Here is a 17,944-nt window from a genome sequence, read left to right on the forward strand (position 1 = left end):
TGCTGGCGAGCGACTCCGTCGGTGGCGCGGTGCCCTCCATGCTGATCGAGTAGCCCGCGGAGCGGGCGTATCGAGATCCGGCGGCGCCTGGAGTGGGGTCGCCGGGCCCGCCGTGCTGGGGAGGGTGGGTCTCGATGCGCCCCTGTCGGGGCTGCTCGACCAGCATGGTCGGCGGCGGCGTCAGCGGTGCTTGCCCGGGGCCTGGACGCCGAGGACGGCGAGGGTCAGGATGCCGGAGGTGCTCTGCGCGGCGGACGGGGACGACTCCGGGAGCCGGAGGGTGAGGCGGAGGTGATCCGTCGCTCCGATGGCGAAGGCGGGGGAGGCGGGCAGGTCGATGCGGGCCGTGGCGGGGCGGTCGGCCGCGACGGTGGTCGTGGTGCCGGGGCAGGTGGCGGCGTCGGACGACCAGGCCACCGAGCAGCGCTCGAGGGCGAGCTGCAGGCCGTCGGAGGCGCTCGCGCCGACGGTCGTGGCGGCGGACTCGAGCTGCAGGGCGCCCATCGAGACGGTGCCGGCGTTGGTGAGGTCGACGAGGCGCCGGGCCGTGCCGCCGGGCAGCAGATCGGCGACGGGGACCTGCACCGTGGTGACTCCCGTGGCGTCGAACTCCGCGACGACGGTGCCCGCGCCGACCTGGGCGCCGGCGGTCGCGCGGTCGAGGAACAGGGCGGAGGCGGAGGCGCCGGCGCCGAGCACCAGCGCGATCGCCGCGGCGAGGGCGAGCGGTGCGCGGGAGCGGCGGCGGGCCTGGACCGCGCGCCGACGGCCGTGCGCGCGGGTCGCGGGCGTGCCGCTCACGACCGAGCCGCTCACGACCGAGCCGCTCACGACCGAGCCGCTCACGACCGAGCCGCTCACGACCGAGCCGCTCACGACCGCACCTCCGCGGGCCGGCGCCAGATGACGACGAGCACGGCGCCGACGACGAGCGCGCCGCCGACCGCGAAGAACGCGAAGCGCGCCTGGGGCTGCGCGAGCGCGATGCTCGGCCAGCCCAGCAGCGGCACGACCGACTCCTCGCGCCAGATCCGCTGATCCGCGATGGTGACGATCCACGGGTCCGCCTGCGGGTTGTTGTCGCCCTTGGTGGTCAGCGCGAGGAGCCCCGGCGACCAGCCGCGCAGCTCGGCGGCTTCGGCCTCGGAGTAGACGAGCGTGACGCGGTGGATCACCCGGCGCTCGGGCACGTCGGGGTCGGTGAAGACGATCACGTCGCCGGCGCGCACCGCGGCCTGGTCGACGGGGAGGGTGACGGCGAGCGAGCCGACGGGCATGTCCGGCGCCATCGAGTTCGAGAGCACGGGCACGAGGCGCACGACGCCGAGGGCGGACGCGACGAAGACGGCGACGCCCGCGATCGCGACGAGCGCGACGACCAGGCCGAGGAGGCGGCGGAGGCCGGTGACGACCGGTCTGCTCGCAACGGGGCTGCTCACGATCGAGCCTCCTTCCGCCGGCGGCCGGTGGCGGCGAGCAGCAGCCCGGCGCCGAGGGCGAGCAGGCCGCCGAGCAGCGCGGCGCCGACGTCGCGGCCGGTGACGGCGAGGCCGTTCCCCGGTCCGCCGTTCCCGAGGGCGCCGTTCCCGGCGGCTCCGTCACCGACTGCGCCGTTCCCGGACGGGCCGCCCCCGGGAGCGCCGGAGTCGTCGATCGCCCCGGTCTCGCGCACGAGCACGCGCAGGGCGGCCGACGTGCTCTCGAGCGCGTTGCCCGATCCGCTCGGGAAGCTCACCCGGACGCGGACGCCGACGGTCTCGCCGCGGTCGAGCGCCCGGGACCCGTCGAGCCGGCCGAGCGACGCGGCCGGTCCGGTGCCCATCGGCTCGACGCCCTCGGGGCAGCGGTAGCGCTCGACGGAGCGGCCGTCGACGACCAGGACGTCGTCGATCGTGAAGGCGGCGGGGCAGAGGTCGACGACCAGCTGGAGCCCGGCACGCGGGTCCGTGGCGAGCGCGTCGCCGCCGTCGACCGCGAAGGCGACCGACACCTGGTGCGCCGACGCGCCGACGTTGGTGACCTCGGCGGCCCACTCGGTCGTGTCGCCGGGGGCGAGGCCGGTGAGGGCGGCGGGAGCCGTCAGCTCGCGCACGTCGAGCAGGGCGGCGGGCGGAGCGACCGACGCCGCGGACACCGCAGGCGCGAGGAGGACCGCCGCGAGGACGGCGCCGATCGCGCGCAGGGCTGGCATGGGGCTCCGGGGGGAAGAAGGGGAGGGGGAGAAGAGGGGAGGAAGAGGAGGAGGAGCTCCCGCCCCGGCCGCGCGTGCGGGCGGGCACGGCGCCGGGGCGGGAGCGGTCGGCTACTTCTGGATGCCGGCGCGCTGGATGGCGGCGGCGGTGAAGGTGATCTGCGCGGCGGCGTTCTCGTAGTCGTTGTCGGCCGCGGTGGGCAGCACGAGCTCGATCAGCGTGTTCAGCGAGACGTCGCCGGCGTCCGACGGGAAGGTGCCGGTCGCCGTGGGGGTGAGGCCGAAGTTCGCCGGCGTGAAGTTCGCGGCGTTGGCGACTCCGCCGATGGTCGACAGCTTGCCGCTGCCGGTCGTCGTCGTGGTTCCGGCGCAGGTGTACGGGCCGTTCACCGCGGGGGCGGTCGCGGCGGTCGTCCACGCCACCGTGCAGGTCAGCAGGCGGTAGTTGAGGCCGTCCGTGCCGGTGACGAGCGACTCGCCGGGGCCGGCGAGCAGCGGGTCGTCGGTGCCGGCGGTCTCCGAGGTGACGTCCTGGTAGAAGCGCACGGTGGAGACGAGGTCGCCGTCGTTGGTCGCGTTGGGCAGCACGAGGGTCAGCGGGCGCTGGATCGTGTCGCCGGGCGCGATGTCGGTGACGGTGAAGCCGCCGGTGACGTTGATGTCGGTCTGGCCGGCGTCGACGTTGCCGACCGCGGTGCCGGAGTCGGTGAAGACGGCGAAGGCGCCGGCGCCGGCGAGGGCGCCCGCGGCGAGGAGGACACCGCCGGTGAGGGCGATCCTCTTCCAGGGGGCGCGCTTGCGGGAGTCGTTCTCGGTGGAGGCTGTGGCGGTCATGACGGTTCCTTTCAGATGGGTGCCCGGTGCGGGCCTGGTCTCCCTCACGCGGGCGTGTGCAGGACGGGTGGGAGGGTTCGTGGGGCGAGGCGGCCGCGGCATCAGCAGCCCCTCGCGGTGGTGACGGCCGGCTGCGCGACGGCGGTCGAGGGGGCCGACGCGACGCCGAGCCAGCGCTGCAGGTCGGGTCGGACCCGCCACTGGTAGCTGCGGCCCTCGCCGAGTCGGTCGTCGGTGAAGGAGGTGGCGCTCGCCGCGGGCGTCGCGACGACGGTCCAGGCGCCGGGCGTCGCTCCGGCCAGGCGTCGCTCGAGGGTCCAGCCGGTGGCGCCGGGCGCGGCGGACCAGCTCACGAGCGTGCTCGGACGGTTCGCGGTGCAGCTCGCGACGGGGGTGGCGACGACGGAGGAGCGGGTCCAGGCGCCGAGGCCGATCGCTCCGCTCGTCGTGTCGGTGTCGGTGAAGCCGCGGGGGACCAGCGGTGCCGGATCGACGAACACGGTGATCGTGCTGCTCGCGGTGAGCGCACCGTCGCTCGCGGTGTAGGCGATCGGCACGGTGCCGGTGAAGGCCGCCGCCGGCGTGTACGTGCAGGTCGCGCCCGTGCAGGAGAAGGTGCCGCTGCTCGCGCTGCCGACCGCGCTCAGGGTCAGCGTCGTGCCGGCGTCCTCGTCGGTGTCGTTGGCGAGCGGCGAGACGGTGACGGCGGGGCCGCCGGCGGTCGCGACGGCGCGGTCCGGGCGGGCGATCGGCGCGCGGCTGAGGGCGGTCACGGTGATCGTGACGCGGACGTTCCAGGTGCCGTAGGTGCCCGAGAGCGCGTAGTCGAAGACGTCGGTGCCGACGAAGGCGGTGATCGGGCGGTAGGTGCACTGCCCGCGGGTGGCGCCGCTGTCGACGCAGGTGACCGAGCCGAAGACCGGGGTCGCGGGGGCCGGGGTGGCGGCGCCTCCGACCACCTTGGGGGTCGCCGAGAGCTGGGCCCGGGAGAAGGTCGCACCGGTCGCCGCGGCGCCGTCGTTGGCGAGGACGTCGACGACGACCGAGCCGCCCTGCACGACCGTCGCCGCGTCGGGCAGCGGGTCGGGGATCACTGAGATCGTGACGGAGGCGGTGCGGGTGATCGCGGAGCCGGTCGGCGGGGTCGCGGTGGCGGTCGCGGTGTTCGAGATCGTGCCGGCCGTCACGTCCGCCGCGGTGGTCGGGTAGGTGGCGGTCGCGGTGACGACCTGGCCGGGGGTGAGCCGGCCGGCGGTGCCGGGCCAGGTGAAGGTCAGGGCGGAGAGGCCGGACTTGGGGTCGGTGATCCCGACGCTCGTCAGGGTCGTGTTGCCGGTGTTGGTGGCGCGGAAGGTGTACGTGACGACGGTGCCGGCGGTGCTGATGAAGGCCGGGTTCGCGGTCTTGGTGAAGGCGAGGTCGGCGGCGCGGGTGAGCGTGATCGTCCGGGTGGCGGTGGTGGTGACGGCGGCGCCGGTGGGCGGGGTGCCCGTCGCGGTGGCGGTGTTGACGACCGAGCCGGCGTCGACATCGGCCTGGGTGAGCGTGTAGGTCGCGGTCGCGGTGACCGTCTGGCCGATGCCGAGCTGGCCGGCGGTGCCGGGCCAGGCTCCGTAGACCACGGTCGCCTTGGGGTCGGTGATCGCGACGGACGTCAGCGGCACGTTGCCGGAGTTCGTGAGGGAGAAGGAGTAGGTGATCGTCGAGCCGACCGCGGCGGCGCCGTTGAGCGCGCCGGTCTTGGTGAGCGCGAGGGCCGGGGCGTAGCGGATGGGCGTGGTGGTGCTCGAGGTCGCCGTGACGATCGTGGGGCTGGCCGCGAGGGTGCGGCCGGTGACCGTCGCCGTGTTCGGGATCGCGGTGCCGCTGTTGATGTCGGCCTGGGTCACCGTGTACGCGGCGGAGGTGAAGACGGCCTGCGCGGTGGGGGCGATCGTCGCGGTCGCCGGGGTGATCGAGGCGACCTTCGTGTCGGTGACGGCGACGTTCTGCAGCGTGACGTTGCCGGTGTTGGTGGCGCGGAAGGTGTAGACGATCTGCTCGCCGACGTCGGCCTGCGCGTTGCCGTTGGTGTCGGCGAGGGCGCCGGACTTCACCAGGGTGATGGCGGGGGCGGGCGTGGTGATGGGGGCGGTGACGGTCGCGGTGCGGCTCGTGACGGTGACGGTCGTCTGGCCCGGAGCCGTCTTGGTGGCCGAGGCGGTCGCCGTGTTGACGAGGTTCCCGGCGACCGCCTCGGCCGCCGTGACGGTGTGCGAGCCGGTGCAGATCACCGACGCGAGTGGGGCGAGGGTGGTCGTCGGGCAGGTGACGGTCGGCACCTTCGGGTCCGAGACGGCGACGCCGCTGAGCGTGCCGGTGACCGAGCCGTTCGTGACGACGAACTGGTAGGGGATGACCGAGCCCTCGTTGTAGGTGGCGGGCTGGGTCGTGGTGCGGTCGATCTGCTTGACGAGCGAGATGTCGTCGAGGTCGTTGATGGAGGAGACCGAGACGTTGCGGATCAGGTGGGTGTCGCTCGATCCGCCGGTCGACGCGGTGAAGCCGAGCTTGTAGGTGGAGGGGGCGGCGGTGGTCATCGTGAACTGCAGCGCCTGGGTGAGCGAGGCGGCGGCCATGCCGGCGGTGGCGCCGTAGTAGACGGTGACCACCGGGAAGGCGGCCGACGAGACGGTGACGCGGATGGTGCGTCCGGCGCCGGTGCCGGGGGCGCTCGTGTCGCTGAGGTTGACGGTCGGGCGGAGGGAGGCGAGCGTTCCGGGCGGGGCGGTGCCCGCGATGTAGCAGTAGCCGGTCTTTCCCTGGCCGGGGCCGCGGGCGACGATGCGGTTGGCGGTCGTGCCCGGAGGAGTGGGCGGGGTGGCGCAGCCCGCGCCGAGACCGCCGCCGGTGCTGGAGAAGTTGCCGAAGACGTCGAGGCCGATGCCGAGGTAGCCGCCGTTCACGCCGTCGACCGTCGTGGACTGGCCGTAGCCGAGCGAGCCGCCGGGAGCGCCCGCCGCGGTGAGGCTGCGCGAGCCGTCGGTGAGGAAGAAGCCGATGCCGTCGGCGCCCTGCAGGCCGAGGACCGCCTGGTACTGGTACTGGTCGAACTGGACGTCGAGGCCGCCGGTCGCGGGGATCGGGCGGTTGAAGACCGCGCCGCCCTTGGCGTTGGTGCGGGTGTCGGTGAGCTGGAGGAAGCCGGGGGTGGTCGCGGCGGCGGGAGCCTGCGTGCGGTTGGCGCAGACGCCGAGGGTCGAGGTGCCGGCGGGCGGGGCCGCCGTGGCGCGGGTGATGCAGGCGCTGTCGAGGGCCTGCCAGGCGGGGTCGACGACGCTCGTGCCGCCGAAGCCCTCCTGGAGCAGGACGGTGGCGGCCTCGGCGCGCGGGGCGGGGAGGACGACAAGCACAGCGGCGAGCAGGACGAGGATCAGCGTCAGGGCGAGCGGGCGCGGTGCTGCCCCGGTCGGGGTCTGCGGGGTCGGGCGACGGTGGCGGGCGAGCGCGCGCACCTCCGTCATGATCCGATCCCTCCGGGCTGCTCCGGCGGGCGGTCCGGGTGGAGCAGGCATCAAGATACGTTTCGGGTCGAGGCGCCTTGACCCCCGGACTGGGCACGCGCGGGTCCAATCCAGTGACGTGCTCTCAGGCGGTGTGCAGGCTGTGCTCAGCGGCGAGTGGTCGCCGGTGGCGACGCGCGGCGGCCGCGGCGCGCGGGCCGGGCGGCGGGCGCGCTGCGGGCGGGCGCGGGTGGTGGCGGCGGACCGCGGGATCAACGTGTCGTCGCGGTCGGCGCGGGGGAGCGGCGGCGGGCGAGCCGCCACCGCGCGGGGCGGACCAGGCGGTGGCGTGCCGGAGCGGAGCGGCGGGCGCAAGCCCCGGCGCTGGCGGGGATGCGCAGACGACTGGCGCGACGGCGCGGTCGGCCCGGGCGGGGCGCGCGCCGCGCGTCCGTCATCCTGCGCCGATGCGGGGTCTCGATGCGCGCTGCGCGCTACTCGACCAGCATGCCTGCGGGTGTCTCTTCCAAGGAGATCCGCGCCTTCATGCTGATCGAGCAGCCCGCGCAGCGGGCGTATCGAGATCCCCCGGCCGACCCAGCTCCGTGCGCCTACCCGCGCCGCCGGATCCGCCACGGCAGCGCCAGCCAGATGCCGACGATGAGCACCGCCGTGACCGACGCCATCGTGATCGCCAGCGGCCGCGTCGTGACGACGTCGAAGATCAGCAGCACCGTCCCCACGAGCACCAGCGCCACCGCCATCAGCGTCAGCCGCAGCAGGACGTCGGCCGCGCGCACCAGCGTCCGCTTCGCCCGGCGGCGGAACAGCTCGCGGTGCAGGCTGACCGGCGCGAGCCCGAGCAGGGTCGCGAGCACCGAGCCGCTGATCAGCACCAGGTAGACGTCGGTCTGGAAGAGGTCGAGGTCCTCGAAGCGCTGCTGGAAGGCGATCGCCAGCAGGAACCCGGTCAGGATCTGCGTCCCGGTCTGGATGACCCGCAGCTCCTGCAGGATCTCGCTCCAGTTGCGGTCGAGCCGCTCGTTCTCGGTCTCGTCGCGGCCGTCGCCGGGCAGGTCGTCGCGCGGGTCGGCGGCGGGGTCCGGCTGCGGATCCGAGCGCGGGTCGGCGGGGGTGGGCGGCACCCTCCCATTGTGCCCGGCGACGTCTGTTCACCCCGCGTTCGCCCGAGCGCTGCCCTCAGCACTGGTGGGACGGGCGCCGGCGAGGCACCCTGGTCGCATGACGAGGCGATGGTGGCTCTCCCTGGCGGCGGTGGCCGCGACCGGTCTCGCGGTCGGCGGGGCGACCCTGTTCAGCTGGACGATCAGCGAGACGCCGTTCGACCGCCCCGACCCCGGCTTCGACCGGCTGACGGCGCAGGTCGCGAGCGTCCCCGGCGTCGAGGTGCGGGAGTCCGCCCGCTGGGTCGAGGCGCCGGTCTTCCTCGACCCGACGTCCCGCCTCGTCCTCGACGTCGACGAGGCGAGCCTCCCCGCGGTGCTCGAGACCGCCTGCTCCACCGACTACGCCGACCACGTCGCCTGGTCGTTCCGCGTGCTGACCGACGGCGGCAACGCGGTCTCCGTGCACGGCCCGTGGGAGGGCCCCGGGGGCGCGAGCCGCTGCCCCGAACTCGACGTCGATCCCGCCGGTCTCCTCGGTCCCCTCGACGGCGTCGTCAGCGGACTCGACCTGCAGGCCGCCGTCTGGGACGGCACCGACGGCCGGGCCGGCCGGTTCTCGCTCCTGGCCATCGAGGACCCCGAGGCCCCCGACGCCCTCCTGCCGCTCGTCGCGCACGCCGAGGACCTCCGCGCCGCCGCCGGGGTCGTCGGCGACCGCCCGGTCGAGATCAGCGGCTCCCGGATCAGCGCGCTGGTCCGGCCCGGGGAGCAGGAGCGCTACGCCGCCCTGCTCGCCGAGCTGCTGGGGCGGCACGGCGTGACGGGCTTCTTCGACAGCAGCGACGGCACGCAGACGGACGGCGTCGACAAGGTCCAGGTCACCGCCCCCGAGAGCGAGCACGCCGCCGTCGAGGAGGCGCTGCGCGAGTCCGGGCTGTCCATCGCGGATCTGCCGGTGCGGTTCCTGCCCGAACCCTGAGCGCGGATCCCTCCGCGTGCCCCGCTACAGGTGCAGCAGGCTCCAGTCGATGATGACCGCGAGCGCGGTGAACAGCGCCGCGACCGCCCCGACCGCCTTGCCGGCCCGGTCGAGGTCGCTGCGGGGTCCGGGCCGCATGTCGGCGACGACGCGCAGCAGCGCCCCGAGCAGCGCGATCACGGTGACGGCCAGTATCCAGACCTTGAGCGAGACGTGCGAGTCGACGTCGAGCAGGGTGAGGGTCACCACCGGCACGAGCACGGCGAGGACCGACACGACGACCAGCAGGACGCCGCGCCGCGTGAGATCGGTGGGGCCGTAGGAGCCCTGGCTCAGCCAGGCGCGGAGCGGGCGGCGGGAGGCGGCGGCGGTCACGGCGCTCTCGGTCGTCGAGGTCTCGGCCTCGCCGGCCTCGGTCGCGGCGGAGGCCTGGGGTGCGCTCGTGCTCACGGGCGGGCTCCTGAAGTGGATGCGGGAGTGGCGCTGCCGCGGACGCAGAGGGGATCGGTCGAGTCTGACGCCGCGCGGCCACCGGCGGAAGAGCCGCTTGCGGACGTGTCCGGAACCGGACAGACCCGGGCAGCGCCGACTCGCCCGAGAAGGCTCGTTCTCGGGGGTGGGAACGAGCCTTCTCGGGCGACTCAGTGGCGTGAGGCGACTCAGTGGCGGGGAGGCGCTAGGCGGGCGGCGCGGGCGCGTCCAGCGCCAGCACGCGGCCGCGGCGGAGCCGCGCGCGCAGGGCGTCGGCGCCGGGCTGCGGCGCCCGCCCCGTCAGGTGGACGAGGTCGTCGAACGGTCCGTCGATCGACTCCGCGACGAGGTACGCGGCGAGGTGGACGTAGGAGGACGCCCCGGCGATGCGCTCGTTGGACGCGTCCTCGAAGAAGGTCACCGGCCCCCGCTGCGCGAGGGCGCGGACCTGGACGGCTGCGGCCTCCCGCTCGGCGGCGGTGAGCAGCGCGACCTCGGCGACGACCGCCGTGCGGTGCGCCCGCCGCGGCGGCGCGACCGCCTCGTCGAGCACGGTCCGGTAGACGGCGATCGTCGCCTCCGCGATGCCGTCCCAGGTGGTGGGGATCGTGCCGGACAGCGCTCGCAGCTCGGAGCGCAGCGCCTCGTCCTCGAGACCGCGGCGGATGGCCGCGGCGATCGAGGCGTCGTCGTGGGGGTCGAACCTGGCGGCGTCGATCGGCACGAGGTCGATCAGGGAGGAGTTGTCGGACACAACGGCCGGCGCGCCGCTGACGAGCGCCTCGGCGACGGGCAGCCCGTAGCCCTCGTAGAAGGAGGGGAACACGAACAGCTCTGTGCTCCGGTACAGCGCCGCGAGGGTCTCGGACTCCACGTACCCGGTGAGGAGCACGTCGTCCTCGATCCCCAGCTCGGCCGCCATCGTCCGGTAGTGGTGCCGGGTCGGAGCATCGAGGCGGCAGACGACGCAGAGCTGGTGCGCCCGCCGGGTGTCGCTCGGCAGCTGCGCGTAGGCGCGCAGGAGTCCCGAGATGTTCTTCCGCAGGTCGCTGCCGCCCGTGTACATCAGGAAGCCCGCGCGGAGCCCCTCCACGTCGGCCGCCGCGCGCTCCCACGCGGTCTCGGCGGGCACATCGGAGGCGAAGTGCTCCTCGACGGCGATCCCCGTCACGACGACGCGGTCGGGGTCCAGCCCGAGGCGCTCGATCGCCTCGTCCGCCGCCGCCTGCGAGATGCACAGCACGCGATCCGCCTGGCGCACCAGCTCCACGTGGGCCAGGTAGCGCGCCCGGGCCGACGGCAGGCGGAGGTACTCGTCGTCGAACACGAACGGGATGATGTCGAAGAGCGACACGACGTAGGGGACGCGTCGCGGGTTCAGGATCCGGAACGGGTCGTGAGAGGTGTCGAAGGGCGAAGGGATGTGCCAGAGCCGCGCGTCCGGCAGCTCGCCCGGCTCGCTCGTCACGACGCGACCGGACTCCTGCAGCCCGGCCGGCAGCGGGGGAGTGCCCGCGCCGGGTGCGAGCACGAACGCCTCGACGACACCCGGCTCGAGCGCCTCGATCGCGGCGAAGAGGCCCCGGGTGTAGACCGCGATCCCGCGCTCGGAGTGCAGCTGATCCTGCGTCGGGGTCAGGTCGACGAAGACGCCGCTGCTCACCGGCCCGCCCCGTCGTCCGTCGCCGCGGACGAGACGGCGCGCCCGAGGAGGGCGATGGAGTCGATGAGGGCCCGGTGGACCTCGGTGCTCTCGCGCGCGGTCGACGTGATCAGGTCCTCGAGGTGCCGTGCGCTCCCCTCGGTCGCCTCGGTGATCTCGGACAGCCGAGCGCTCCGACGGTCGTCGCCGGCCTCGATCTCGGCGATCCGGCCCTGCAGCGCCTCGACGGCGGTGGTCACCTCGGCGAGCTGACGCGTCACCTGGGCGAGCTGGTCGAGGACCAGCCGGGAGCGGGCCTCCTCCGCCTCGTCCCGGGACGCGCGCTCCTCCTCGGCCCGCTGCGAGCTCGGCCGGCTCGCGACGTCGTAGAGGCGGCCGAGGCCGCGTCCGACGAGCCGGCGGCCGCGACCGAGGCCCCTGCCCAGGGGCGACCCGGGGTCCGGGCGTCCCGCGGTCATCGTCCGCTCCCGTGGTCGGGTCGCGGGGACCGGTCGCTCGTGCGGCCGGCCCGATGCGGGAGGCAGTACTTCCGCTCAGGAGAGCAGCGGTTCTGGTTCGGAGAGGAGGACATCGTCGGGGTCACGGTTCTCGCAGTCTGGTCGGGCTGGTGGTGCACGCCGACGAGCGGCGCCCGGTCTGCGCTCACGTGGGACGACGGAGCGCCCACTTTTCGCGCCGGAACATCCTCACACGGTCCGGGTGCGAGAAGCTGGGCGGTCCGTCATCGACGTCGGCGTCAGCGGGACACGATCCGCGCCGCGCAGGCCCGGATCAGCGCCCGCCGACCCCGATCAGCCCCTGCTGGCCCAGATCGCCCGGCCGTCCCGCGAGTAGAGCACGAGGTTGCCGTCGTTCTGCATGACCAGCTTCGACCCGGGGTTCCCGCTGGTGTTCGTCGCCCACCGGGCGGAGCCGGAGGTGGTGTAGACGACGGCGTTGCCGTCCGACTGCATCTCGAGGCGGTTGCCCGCCCCCGTCGTGCCGGTCGCCCAGCGGGGGGTGCCGCGGGTGACGACCACGAGGTTGCCGTCGGTCTGCATGACCGCCTCGCTGGTCCCGTCGTTCGAGCGCAGCTTCTGGCCGGCGGTCAGGCGGCTGCCGGCGGCCAGCGTGTCACCGCTCGCGGGCTTCGGGGCGGAGTCGCTCGCCCACAGGGCGCGGCCCGAGGTGGAGTAGACGACGAGGTTGCCGTCGTTCTGCATGACCAGCCGTGCGCCCGGCTGTCCCGCGGTCTCGGAGGCCCAGACCGCCCGGCCGGAGGCGGTGTAGACGACGGCGTTGCCGTCCGTCTGCATGACGAGGCGGTCGCCGTCGGGCTGCGTGCCCGCCGCCCAGCGCACGCCGGTGCGCGAGTAGACCGCCAGGTTGCCGTCGCCCTGCATCGCCGCCCGGGAGGCTCCGTCGGCGGAGGTCAGCTGCTGGCCCCTGCGCAGTTCGCCGCCGGCGGTGAGGACGTCGCGGCTGGTGCTGCTCCCGCCCTGGTACTGCACGGAGGAGCAGCCGAGGTCCTTCGAGCCCGGACCGCGGGAGTCGCCCGTGCCGACCCAGCGGTTCCAGTCGACGGAGGCGGCGCTCGCGCAGACCGTGTAGGTGCCGGTCGCCGAGGCGGGGGCCGTGGCCGTGTAGCCGTGGCGGCGGCCGGCGGCCGGGTACTCCCGGGAGGAGATGTCGCCGCGGTCGCCGTCGGCGGTCACGGTGCGCACGGTGCGCGACCCGTTGGGAGCGGTGATCGTGACGGTGACGGCGAGCGCGGCCTGCTGCGTGGTCGGGTCGACGGTCCAGCCGTTGGCGGTGAGGGTGTTGTTGGAGATCTGCGGTCCGTCGACCTGGCCGACCGGCGCGATGCCCGCGTTGGCGAGGGTGCCCGCGGGGTTCCACTCGCTGAAGAGGAACCAGAAGTTGATGTTGCCGTAGGTCGCGCAGGAGGCGTCGCCCTGCCCGGTCAGCGCGTAGCGGTTGGGCTGGTACGGCGTGTAGTAGTAGAGGTCCGAGGTGGCCTGGTTGCGCACGGTGACGGGCGAGGAGCCGCAGCGGGACTCGGGGTAGTAGGCGATGGACGGCGTCCTGCCGGGCGCGTACGTCGTGAAGTTCGAGCCGGATCCGGGCGGGTTCGCGTAGCGCTTGAACTGGCGCGCCGCGCTGTACACCTGGGTGAAGAAGCCGGCCGAGCCCGGGTCGCAGGCGGCGGTGTCGGGGCAGTTGAATCCGGTCGCCTTGTTGTAGTCGTTCGCGGTCGGCGCCGTCGTGGTGACGAGGCTGCGCTCCTTCTGCACCAGCACGACGAGCACCAGCGGATTGATGCCGCAGGCCGCGCCGACGCGGGTGAAGATCGACGCCGCGCTCTCGTTCGCCGCTCCGGCGTAGGCGCTGCACATCGCGTCCGCGGGCTTCGAGCTCGTGCGCTGCGAGAAGTTCTTCAGGCAGGGGACGTCCACGCCCGTCGTGCAGCTGCTCCCCTTGTCGTTCAGCAGGTTCTGCACCTGCTGGGTCGTCATCGCGTCGCTGTCGAAGAAGTTCGCGTCGCTCACGATGAAGTCGGCGCGGAAGCTCTTCGTCTGGCTCTCGCTGTAGACCTGGGTCGACTGCGGCGGCAGCCCCTGGTCGGCGCGGTCGAGCGACGGGTCGAGCGCCCCCGTCTCGACCGACTGGGTCGACTGCGTCGAGGTCGTCGCGTCGTCCGCAGCGGTGGCCGCGGTGACGGGGACGAGGGCCCCTCCGACCCCGACGGCGGCGGCGAGCAGCGCGGTGAGCAGGCGGGACGAGCGTCGATGATTCCCCATGGTGGTGCAGCCTACAAGCGGCCGGCGCCCCCGGCAGGGCCGCCTGACGCCCCCCGTCCGGCGGGCACGCGGCCTCTCAGCCCTGTCCTGTCGCGAAGTGCCGCACGACCGGGCGCTCCACGATGCTCACGAGCGCGTACAGCGCCACGGCCACCGCGACGACGACCACCGTCTCCGACCACAGCGCGCTGAAGCGCGAGGCGGCGTAGTCGCGGACGAGCATGCTGCCGAGGCCCTCGCCCGTCGCGAGCCACTCCGCCAGCGTCGCGCCCGCGAAGGCGCCCGGGACGGCGATGCGGGCCGACGCGAAGATCGCGGGCAGGGCGTAGAGCAGGCGGACCTTGCGGGTCACCATCGCCGTCGAGCCGCCCATCGAGACGACGAGGTCGCAGGCGAGGACCGGCGCGGCGCGCAGGGCGGCCGCGACGCTCACCAGGGTCGGGAAGAAGGTCACCAGCGAGACGATCACCGTCACGCCGAGCAGCCCGCGCCCGAAGACGAGGGCGAGCAGCGGGGTCATCGCGACCAGCGGGATCGAGCGCATCACCACGGCGGCCGGCAGCACCGTGCGCTCGACCCAGCGCGACAGCACGATCCCGACCGCGACGAGGCAGGCGAGGGCGGTGCCGATGACGTAGCCGACCCCGGCGTCACGGAGCGTGATCGCCAGGCCGTCGAGGATGAGCCCGCGATTCTCGGCGGCGTCGGGATCCGCGAAGAGATGGGTCAGCACGTCCAGCGGCGTCTTCGCGAAGTACGGCGACAGGTCGAACGCCAGGATCGCGCCCCACCAGACCGCGACGACCACCGCGATCGAGCCGAGCAGGCCGAGCAGCGCCGTCACGGCACTCCGGCCGCCGCGCAGCCCCGAGGCGGTCGCGATGCTCTGGCCGACCGCGGTCGAGACGTCGCGCGAGACCCACGGAGTGGCGGCGCGGCCGATCAGTCCCGCCGCCCAGTACACGAGCCCGGCCAGCGCCGACATGGTCAGCGCGACCGCCCAGGTCCGCGGCACCTGGAACGACGACTGCGCCTGCACGAGCATCACGCCGAGGCCGCGGGAGGCGCCGAGGTACTCGCCGAGGATGGTGCCGAGGATCGCGGCGGGCGCGGCGATCTGCAGACCGGCGAAGAGGCCCGGGAGCATCGCCGTCAGCCGAGCCTTCCGCAGCACCACGCGGTCCGACCCGCCCATCGAGCGGACGAGGTCCACCGTCGCGCCGTTCACCGAGCGCAGGCCGAGCAGGCAGGACACGAGCGTGGTGAACAGCACCGACAGCCCCGCCAGGATCTGCTTGGGCATGTCGCCGGGGAAGACCACGACCAGGATCGGCGTGATCGCCACCAGCGGCACGCAGAAGCTCATCACGGCGATCCGCAGCAGCACCCGCTCGGTCCACGGGACCTGGACGAACAGGATCGCGGCGAGCACGGCGACCGCGTTGCCGACGACGTAGCCGATGCCCGCGTTGGCGAGGGTCGCGCCGACGTTCATCGGCAGCACGGACAGGTCGTCGACGAACGCGCCCACCACGGCCCACGGCGTCGGGATGACGCGCAGGGGAGCGGCGGCGAGCGCGACGAGCCACCACAGCGCGATCAGCCCGAGGATCGGGACCACGCGGCCGACGACGCCGCGCGGCCGACGGCGGATCAGCACGGCGCTGGTGCGGGTGCTCGGCTGCTCCGGCGGGGCGAGCGCCGTCACCGCGGCACTCCCGCCGCGATCGTCTCGCCGAACAGGCCGCGCGAGAGCCGGTCGCAGTAGGCGTGGAACTCCGGCGTCTGCTGCAGCTCTGCGGTGCGCGGGCGCGGCAGGTCGATGTCGACGATCTCGACGATCCGGCCCGGCCGCGCCGCCATCAGCACGACGCGGTCGGCGAGGAACACGGCCTCGCTGATGCTGTGGGTGACGAGCAGCGTCGTGGTGGCGCGCTCGGTCCAGATCCGCTGCAGCTCGAGGTTCAGCCGGTGCCGGGTGACCTCGTCGAGGGCGCCGAACGGCTCGTCGAGCAGCAGCGCGTCCGGCTCCATGGCCAGCGCGCGAGCGAGGGACACCCGCTGGCGCATGCCTCCCGAGAGCTGCGCAGGCTTGGCCTTCTCGAAGCCGGTCAGGCCGACCAGCTCGATCAGCGCGGCGATCGCGGCACGGTCGGTGCGCCGCCCCGACACCTCGTAGGCGAGCGCGATGTTGGACGCGGCGCTGCGCCAGGGCAGCAGCGCCGAGTCCTGGAACGCCACTCCGACGCGGTGGTCGATCCGGGCGCGCTCGGGATCGGCGCCGTGCAGCTGCGCGACGCCCCCGCTCACGCCCTCGAGACCGGCGAAGATCCGCAGGAGCGTCGACTTGCCGCAGCCCGAGGGCCCCAGGAGGGCGGTGAACTCGCCCTCCCGGGTCTCCAGGTCGACGCCGTCGAGCGCGCGCACCGTGCCGCGGCCGACGTCGAACTCCTTGACGACGCCCGCGGCGGAGAGGCCGAGGGTCACGCCTTCCACTCCCCGGCGGCGCGGAGGCGGAGGATCTCGTCCTTCAGCGCGCTGTCGCGGCCCGCGACCTCGTTGACCAGCTCCGAGCCGCCGCCGTCGCCCCAGAAGTCGTCGACCGAGCGGCCGGCGAGCTGGCCGCGCCGGGTGTGCACGTCGAGCGCGTACTCCGGGATCTCGAACGGCTTCTCGGACGCGTTGATGAGGTGCATGGTCAGGTTCGCGAGCTCGTCCGAGGTGCGGTCCTTGGTGCGCTCGGAGAGGAAGCGGATCGCGTGGGTCGCGAACAGCCAGCGGTCGCCGAACGAGCGGTCGAGGCGCTGGTGCATCAGGTAGAGGCTGTTGACGACGACGGGCTCGGAGTAGCTGCCGTCGCCGACGTCCTCGCAGGAGACGACGTTGAGGCGGGCCCACATCATCTCCTCGAGGTCGGCGCTGGACTCGAACATCTCGCGGCCGACCAGCAGCGCGAGCTGGGTGTCGCCGCGGCGGATCGACTTCTGCAGGGTCGAGATGAGCTCGTCGGCGGGGTAGCCGCGGACGGAGGTGACGCGGGTCCAGGGGTCTTCGGAGAAGTGCACGGGCATGGGTGGTCTCGCTTTCAGGAGGAGCGTGTCGGTGGAGAAGGGTGGGCGCGGCGTCAGCCGGCGTGGATCTCGTCGAGGATCGAGGTGTCGAAGAGCGAGTCGAGGTCGCCCTCGACGCCCTGGCCCTCGAGGGTCGCGATGTTCGCGGCGATGCCCTCGGGGCTCATCGTGAGGAGGCCGTTCTGCTCGGTCTCGGCGGTCTGCACGAGCGGGACGAACGCCTCCGCGGCGAGCTTCTGCTGCTCGAGGTCGAGGTTCTGGCTCTTGCCGGGTCCGTCGACGACGTAGGCGGCCGCGTCGTCGGGGTCGGCGAGCGCGGTGGTCCAGCCGGCGACGGTGCCCTCGACGACGGCCTTCACGGCGGCGCGCTGCGTCTCGTCGGCGAGCGCCTCCTCCGTGGTGAAGAGCACGTTGCCCCACGCCTCGTAGCCGTAGTCGCTCAGCGGGAAGGCGACGGTGTCGATGCCCTGCAGTTTGAGGGTGACCGGCTGGTTGTTGAGGAAGGAGACGAAGGCGTCGCAGTCGCCCGCGACGAGGGGCGACGGGTCGAAGTCGGCCGTCACGTACTCGACGTCCGAGGGCTCGATGTCGTTGGCGGTGAGGATGCCGTCCATGATCGAGACGCCCGAGGTCTGGATGCACAGGCGCGAGCCGACCAGGTCGTCGAGCGTGTTCACGGGGGACGAGGCGAGCGACATGATGCTCATCGGGTTGACCTGGAGGGTCGCGCCGACGATGACCAGCGGCGCGCCCTCGTTGCGGGCGCGGGCGACGACGTCGGCCGAGGAGAGGCCGACGAGCGCCTTGCCGCTGGCGACCAGCGGCTCGACGGTCGTGCTCGGGCCGCCGGGCGTGATCGTGATGTCGACACCGGCGTCGGCGTAGTCGCCGTCGCGCTCGCCGATGAACGGGCCCATGTTCTCGACGTTGGCGATCCAGCCCAGCTGGAGGGTGGCGGCCTGGGTGCCGCCGCCCTCGGACGCGGAGCTGTCGGAGCCGGCGCAGCCGGCGAGGAGGCCGACGGTGCAGGCGCCGGCGAGGAGGGCGAGGGCGGCGCGGGGAGCGCGGCGGAGCAGGGGTGCGGGCATGACGACCTTCACGGTGAGGGGAGCGCGGAGCGCTCGAGAGGAGGTGCGGGCGCGCTGGAGGCGTCCGCGACGGACCGCGGCAGGGCGCGGTCGGGAGCGCGCACGACGGAGCCGTCGGTGCGAGGAGGGGTGGTGCCGGCTCAGCCCGCGGCGGGCGCGCGCGAGTTCGAGAGCCGCCAGGTGCCCAGACGCCAGGCACCGCTGAGGCGGTGCAGGGGCGTGGACTCGGGCACGGCGGGACTCCTCGGGCGGGGCGGG

General features: G+C 74.0%; 15 protein-coding genes. 1 reads left to right on the top strand and 14 read right to left on the bottom strand.

Features of this window, described 5'->3' with window-relative positions; genetic code table 11:
* Positions 1–180 precede the first annotated feature (180 nt).
* From C1I64_RS20795 to C1I64_RS17830, 6 genes are all read right to left on the bottom strand, one after another.
* Positions 181–876, bottom strand: a complete 696-nt coding sequence (locus C1I64_RS20795) for a peptidase (RefSeq protein ID WP_127888143.1) — start codon at positions 874–876, stop codon at positions 181–183.
* On the bottom strand, positions 873–1,439 hold the full coding sequence (locus tag C1I64_RS17810; RefSeq protein ID WP_164874587.1) for a signal peptidase I: 567 nt from the start codon (positions 1,437–1,439) through the stop codon (positions 873–875). The genes C1I64_RS20795 and C1I64_RS17810 overlap by 4 nt, the downstream gene beginning before the upstream one ends.
* Complete coding sequence (locus C1I64_RS17815) at positions 1,436–2,191, bottom strand: sortase (protein WP_127888145.1); 756 nt, start codon at positions 2,189–2,191, stop codon at positions 1,436–1,438. The genes C1I64_RS17810 and C1I64_RS17815 overlap by 4 nt, the downstream gene beginning before the upstream one ends.
* A gap of 111 nt (positions 2,192–2,302) precedes the next feature.
* Positions 2,303–3,025 carry a TasA family protein gene (locus C1I64_RS17820; protein WP_123731715.1) on the bottom strand — a complete coding sequence of 241 codons (723 nt, stop codon included), beginning with the start codon at positions 3,023–3,025 and terminating at the stop codon, positions 2,303–2,305.
* Between the two features lie 101 nt (positions 3,026–3,126).
* Complete coding sequence (locus C1I64_RS17825; RefSeq protein ID WP_127888146.1) at positions 3,127–6,528, bottom strand: DUF7507 domain-containing protein; 3,402 nt, start codon at positions 6,526–6,528, stop codon at positions 3,127–3,129.
* A gap of 590 nt (positions 6,529–7,118) precedes the next feature.
* Positions 7,119–7,652: a DUF6328 family protein gene (locus C1I64_RS17830; RefSeq protein ID WP_341867841.1), complete on the bottom strand. Its 534-nt coding sequence runs from the start codon at positions 7,650–7,652 to the stop codon at positions 7,119–7,121.
* Positions 7,653–7,749: 97 nt separating this feature from the next.
* On the opposite strand from C1I64_RS17830, the gene C1I64_RS17835 reads away from it, so the two are divergent.
* Complete coding sequence (locus C1I64_RS17835; RefSeq protein WP_127888147.1) at positions 7,750–8,613, top strand: hypothetical protein; 864 nt, start codon at positions 7,750–7,752, stop codon at positions 8,611–8,613.
* Positions 8,614–8,637: 24 nt separating this feature from the next.
* Here C1I64_RS17835 and C1I64_RS17840 read toward each other — a convergent pair whose 3' ends face one another.
* The 8 genes from C1I64_RS17840 to C1I64_RS17875 all read right to left on the bottom strand — a co-directional run bounded on the left by C1I64_RS17840 (position 8,638) and on the right by C1I64_RS17875 (position 17,686).
* A complete protein-coding gene (locus C1I64_RS17840; protein ID WP_127888148.1) occupies positions 8,638–9,063 on the bottom strand; it encodes a hypothetical protein in 426 nt (141 codons plus the stop codon).
* Positions 9,064–9,289: 226 nt separating this feature from the next.
* Positions 9,290–10,747, bottom strand: a complete 1,458-nt coding sequence (locus tag C1I64_RS17845) for a glycosyltransferase family 4 protein (RefSeq protein WP_127888149.1) — start codon at positions 10,745–10,747, stop codon at positions 9,290–9,292.
* Positions 10,744–11,205 (bottom strand): hypothetical protein, encoded by a 462-nt coding sequence (locus C1I64_RS17850; RefSeq protein WP_123705775.1) that lies wholly within the window; start codon positions 11,203–11,205, stop codon positions 10,744–10,746. Before C1I64_RS17850 ends, C1I64_RS17845 begins: the two co-directional genes overlap by 4 nt.
* Before the next feature lie 333 nt (positions 11,206–11,538).
* Positions 11,539–13,527: a hypothetical protein gene (locus C1I64_RS17855; protein WP_127888150.1), complete on the bottom strand. Its 1,989-nt coding sequence runs from the start codon at positions 13,525–13,527 to the stop codon at positions 11,539–11,541.
* Between the two features lie 76 nt (positions 13,528–13,603).
* Positions 13,604–15,235 carry an ABC transporter permease gene (locus C1I64_RS17860; RefSeq protein ID WP_127888151.1) on the bottom strand — a complete coding sequence of 544 codons (1,632 nt, stop codon included), beginning with the start codon at positions 15,233–15,235 and terminating at the stop codon, positions 13,604–13,606.
* Entirely contained in the window at positions 15,232–16,014 is a 783-nt protein-coding gene (locus tag C1I64_RS17865; protein WP_243581452.1) for an ABC transporter ATP-binding protein, read from the bottom strand. Before C1I64_RS17865 ends, C1I64_RS17860 begins: the two co-directional genes overlap by 4 nt.
* A complete protein-coding gene (locus C1I64_RS17870) occupies positions 16,011–16,598 on the bottom strand; it encodes an AAA family ATPase (protein ID WP_123444462.1) in 588 nt (195 codons plus the stop codon). The genes C1I64_RS17865 and C1I64_RS17870 overlap by 4 nt, the downstream gene beginning before the upstream one ends.
* Positions 16,599–16,651: 53 nt before the next feature.
* Positions 16,652–17,686 (bottom strand): ABC transporter substrate-binding protein, encoded by a 1,035-nt coding sequence (locus C1I64_RS17875; protein ID WP_127888152.1) that lies wholly within the window; start codon positions 17,684–17,686, stop codon positions 16,652–16,654.
* Positions 17,687–17,944 lie beyond the last annotated feature (258 nt).

It is taken from the genome of Rathayibacter festucae DSM 15932 (genome assembly GCF_004011135.1).
Classification (GTDB): Bacteria; Actinomycetota; Actinomycetes; order Actinomycetales; family Microbacteriaceae; genus Rathayibacter; species Rathayibacter festucae.

Excerpts from the sequence above, each read along its gene's own strand:
- C1I64_RS17815 (WP_127888145.1), bottom strand. The coding sequence starts at position 2,191 with ATGCCAGCCCTGCGCGCGATCGGCGCCGTCCTCGCGGCGGTCCTCCTC.
- C1I64_RS17820 (WP_123731715.1), bottom strand. The coding sequence starts at position 3,025 with ATGACCGCCACAGCCTCCACCGAGAACGACTCCCGCAAGCGCGCCCCC.
- C1I64_RS17825 (WP_127888146.1), bottom strand. The coding sequence starts at position 6,528 with ATGACGGAGGTGCGCGCGCTCGCCCGCCACCGTCGCCCGACCCCGCAG.
- C1I64_RS17835 (WP_127888147.1), top strand. The coding sequence starts at position 7,750 with ATGACGAGGCGATGGTGGCTCTCCCTGGCGGCGGTGGCCGCGACCGGT.
- C1I64_RS17850 (WP_123705775.1), bottom strand. The coding sequence starts at position 11,205 with ATGACCGCGGGACGCCCGGACCCCGGGTCGCCCCTGGGCAGGGGCCTC.
- C1I64_RS17855 (WP_127888150.1), bottom strand. The coding sequence starts at position 13,527 with ATGGGGAATCATCGACGCTCGTCCCGCCTGCTCACCGCGCTGCTCGCC.
- C1I64_RS17870 (WP_123444462.1), bottom strand. The coding sequence starts at position 16,598 with ATGCCCGTGCACTTCTCCGAAGACCCCTGGACCCGCGTCACCTCCGTC.
- C1I64_RS17875 (WP_127888152.1), bottom strand. The coding sequence starts at position 17,686 with ATGCCCGCACCCCTGCTCCGCCGCGCTCCCCGCGCCGCCCTCGCCCTC.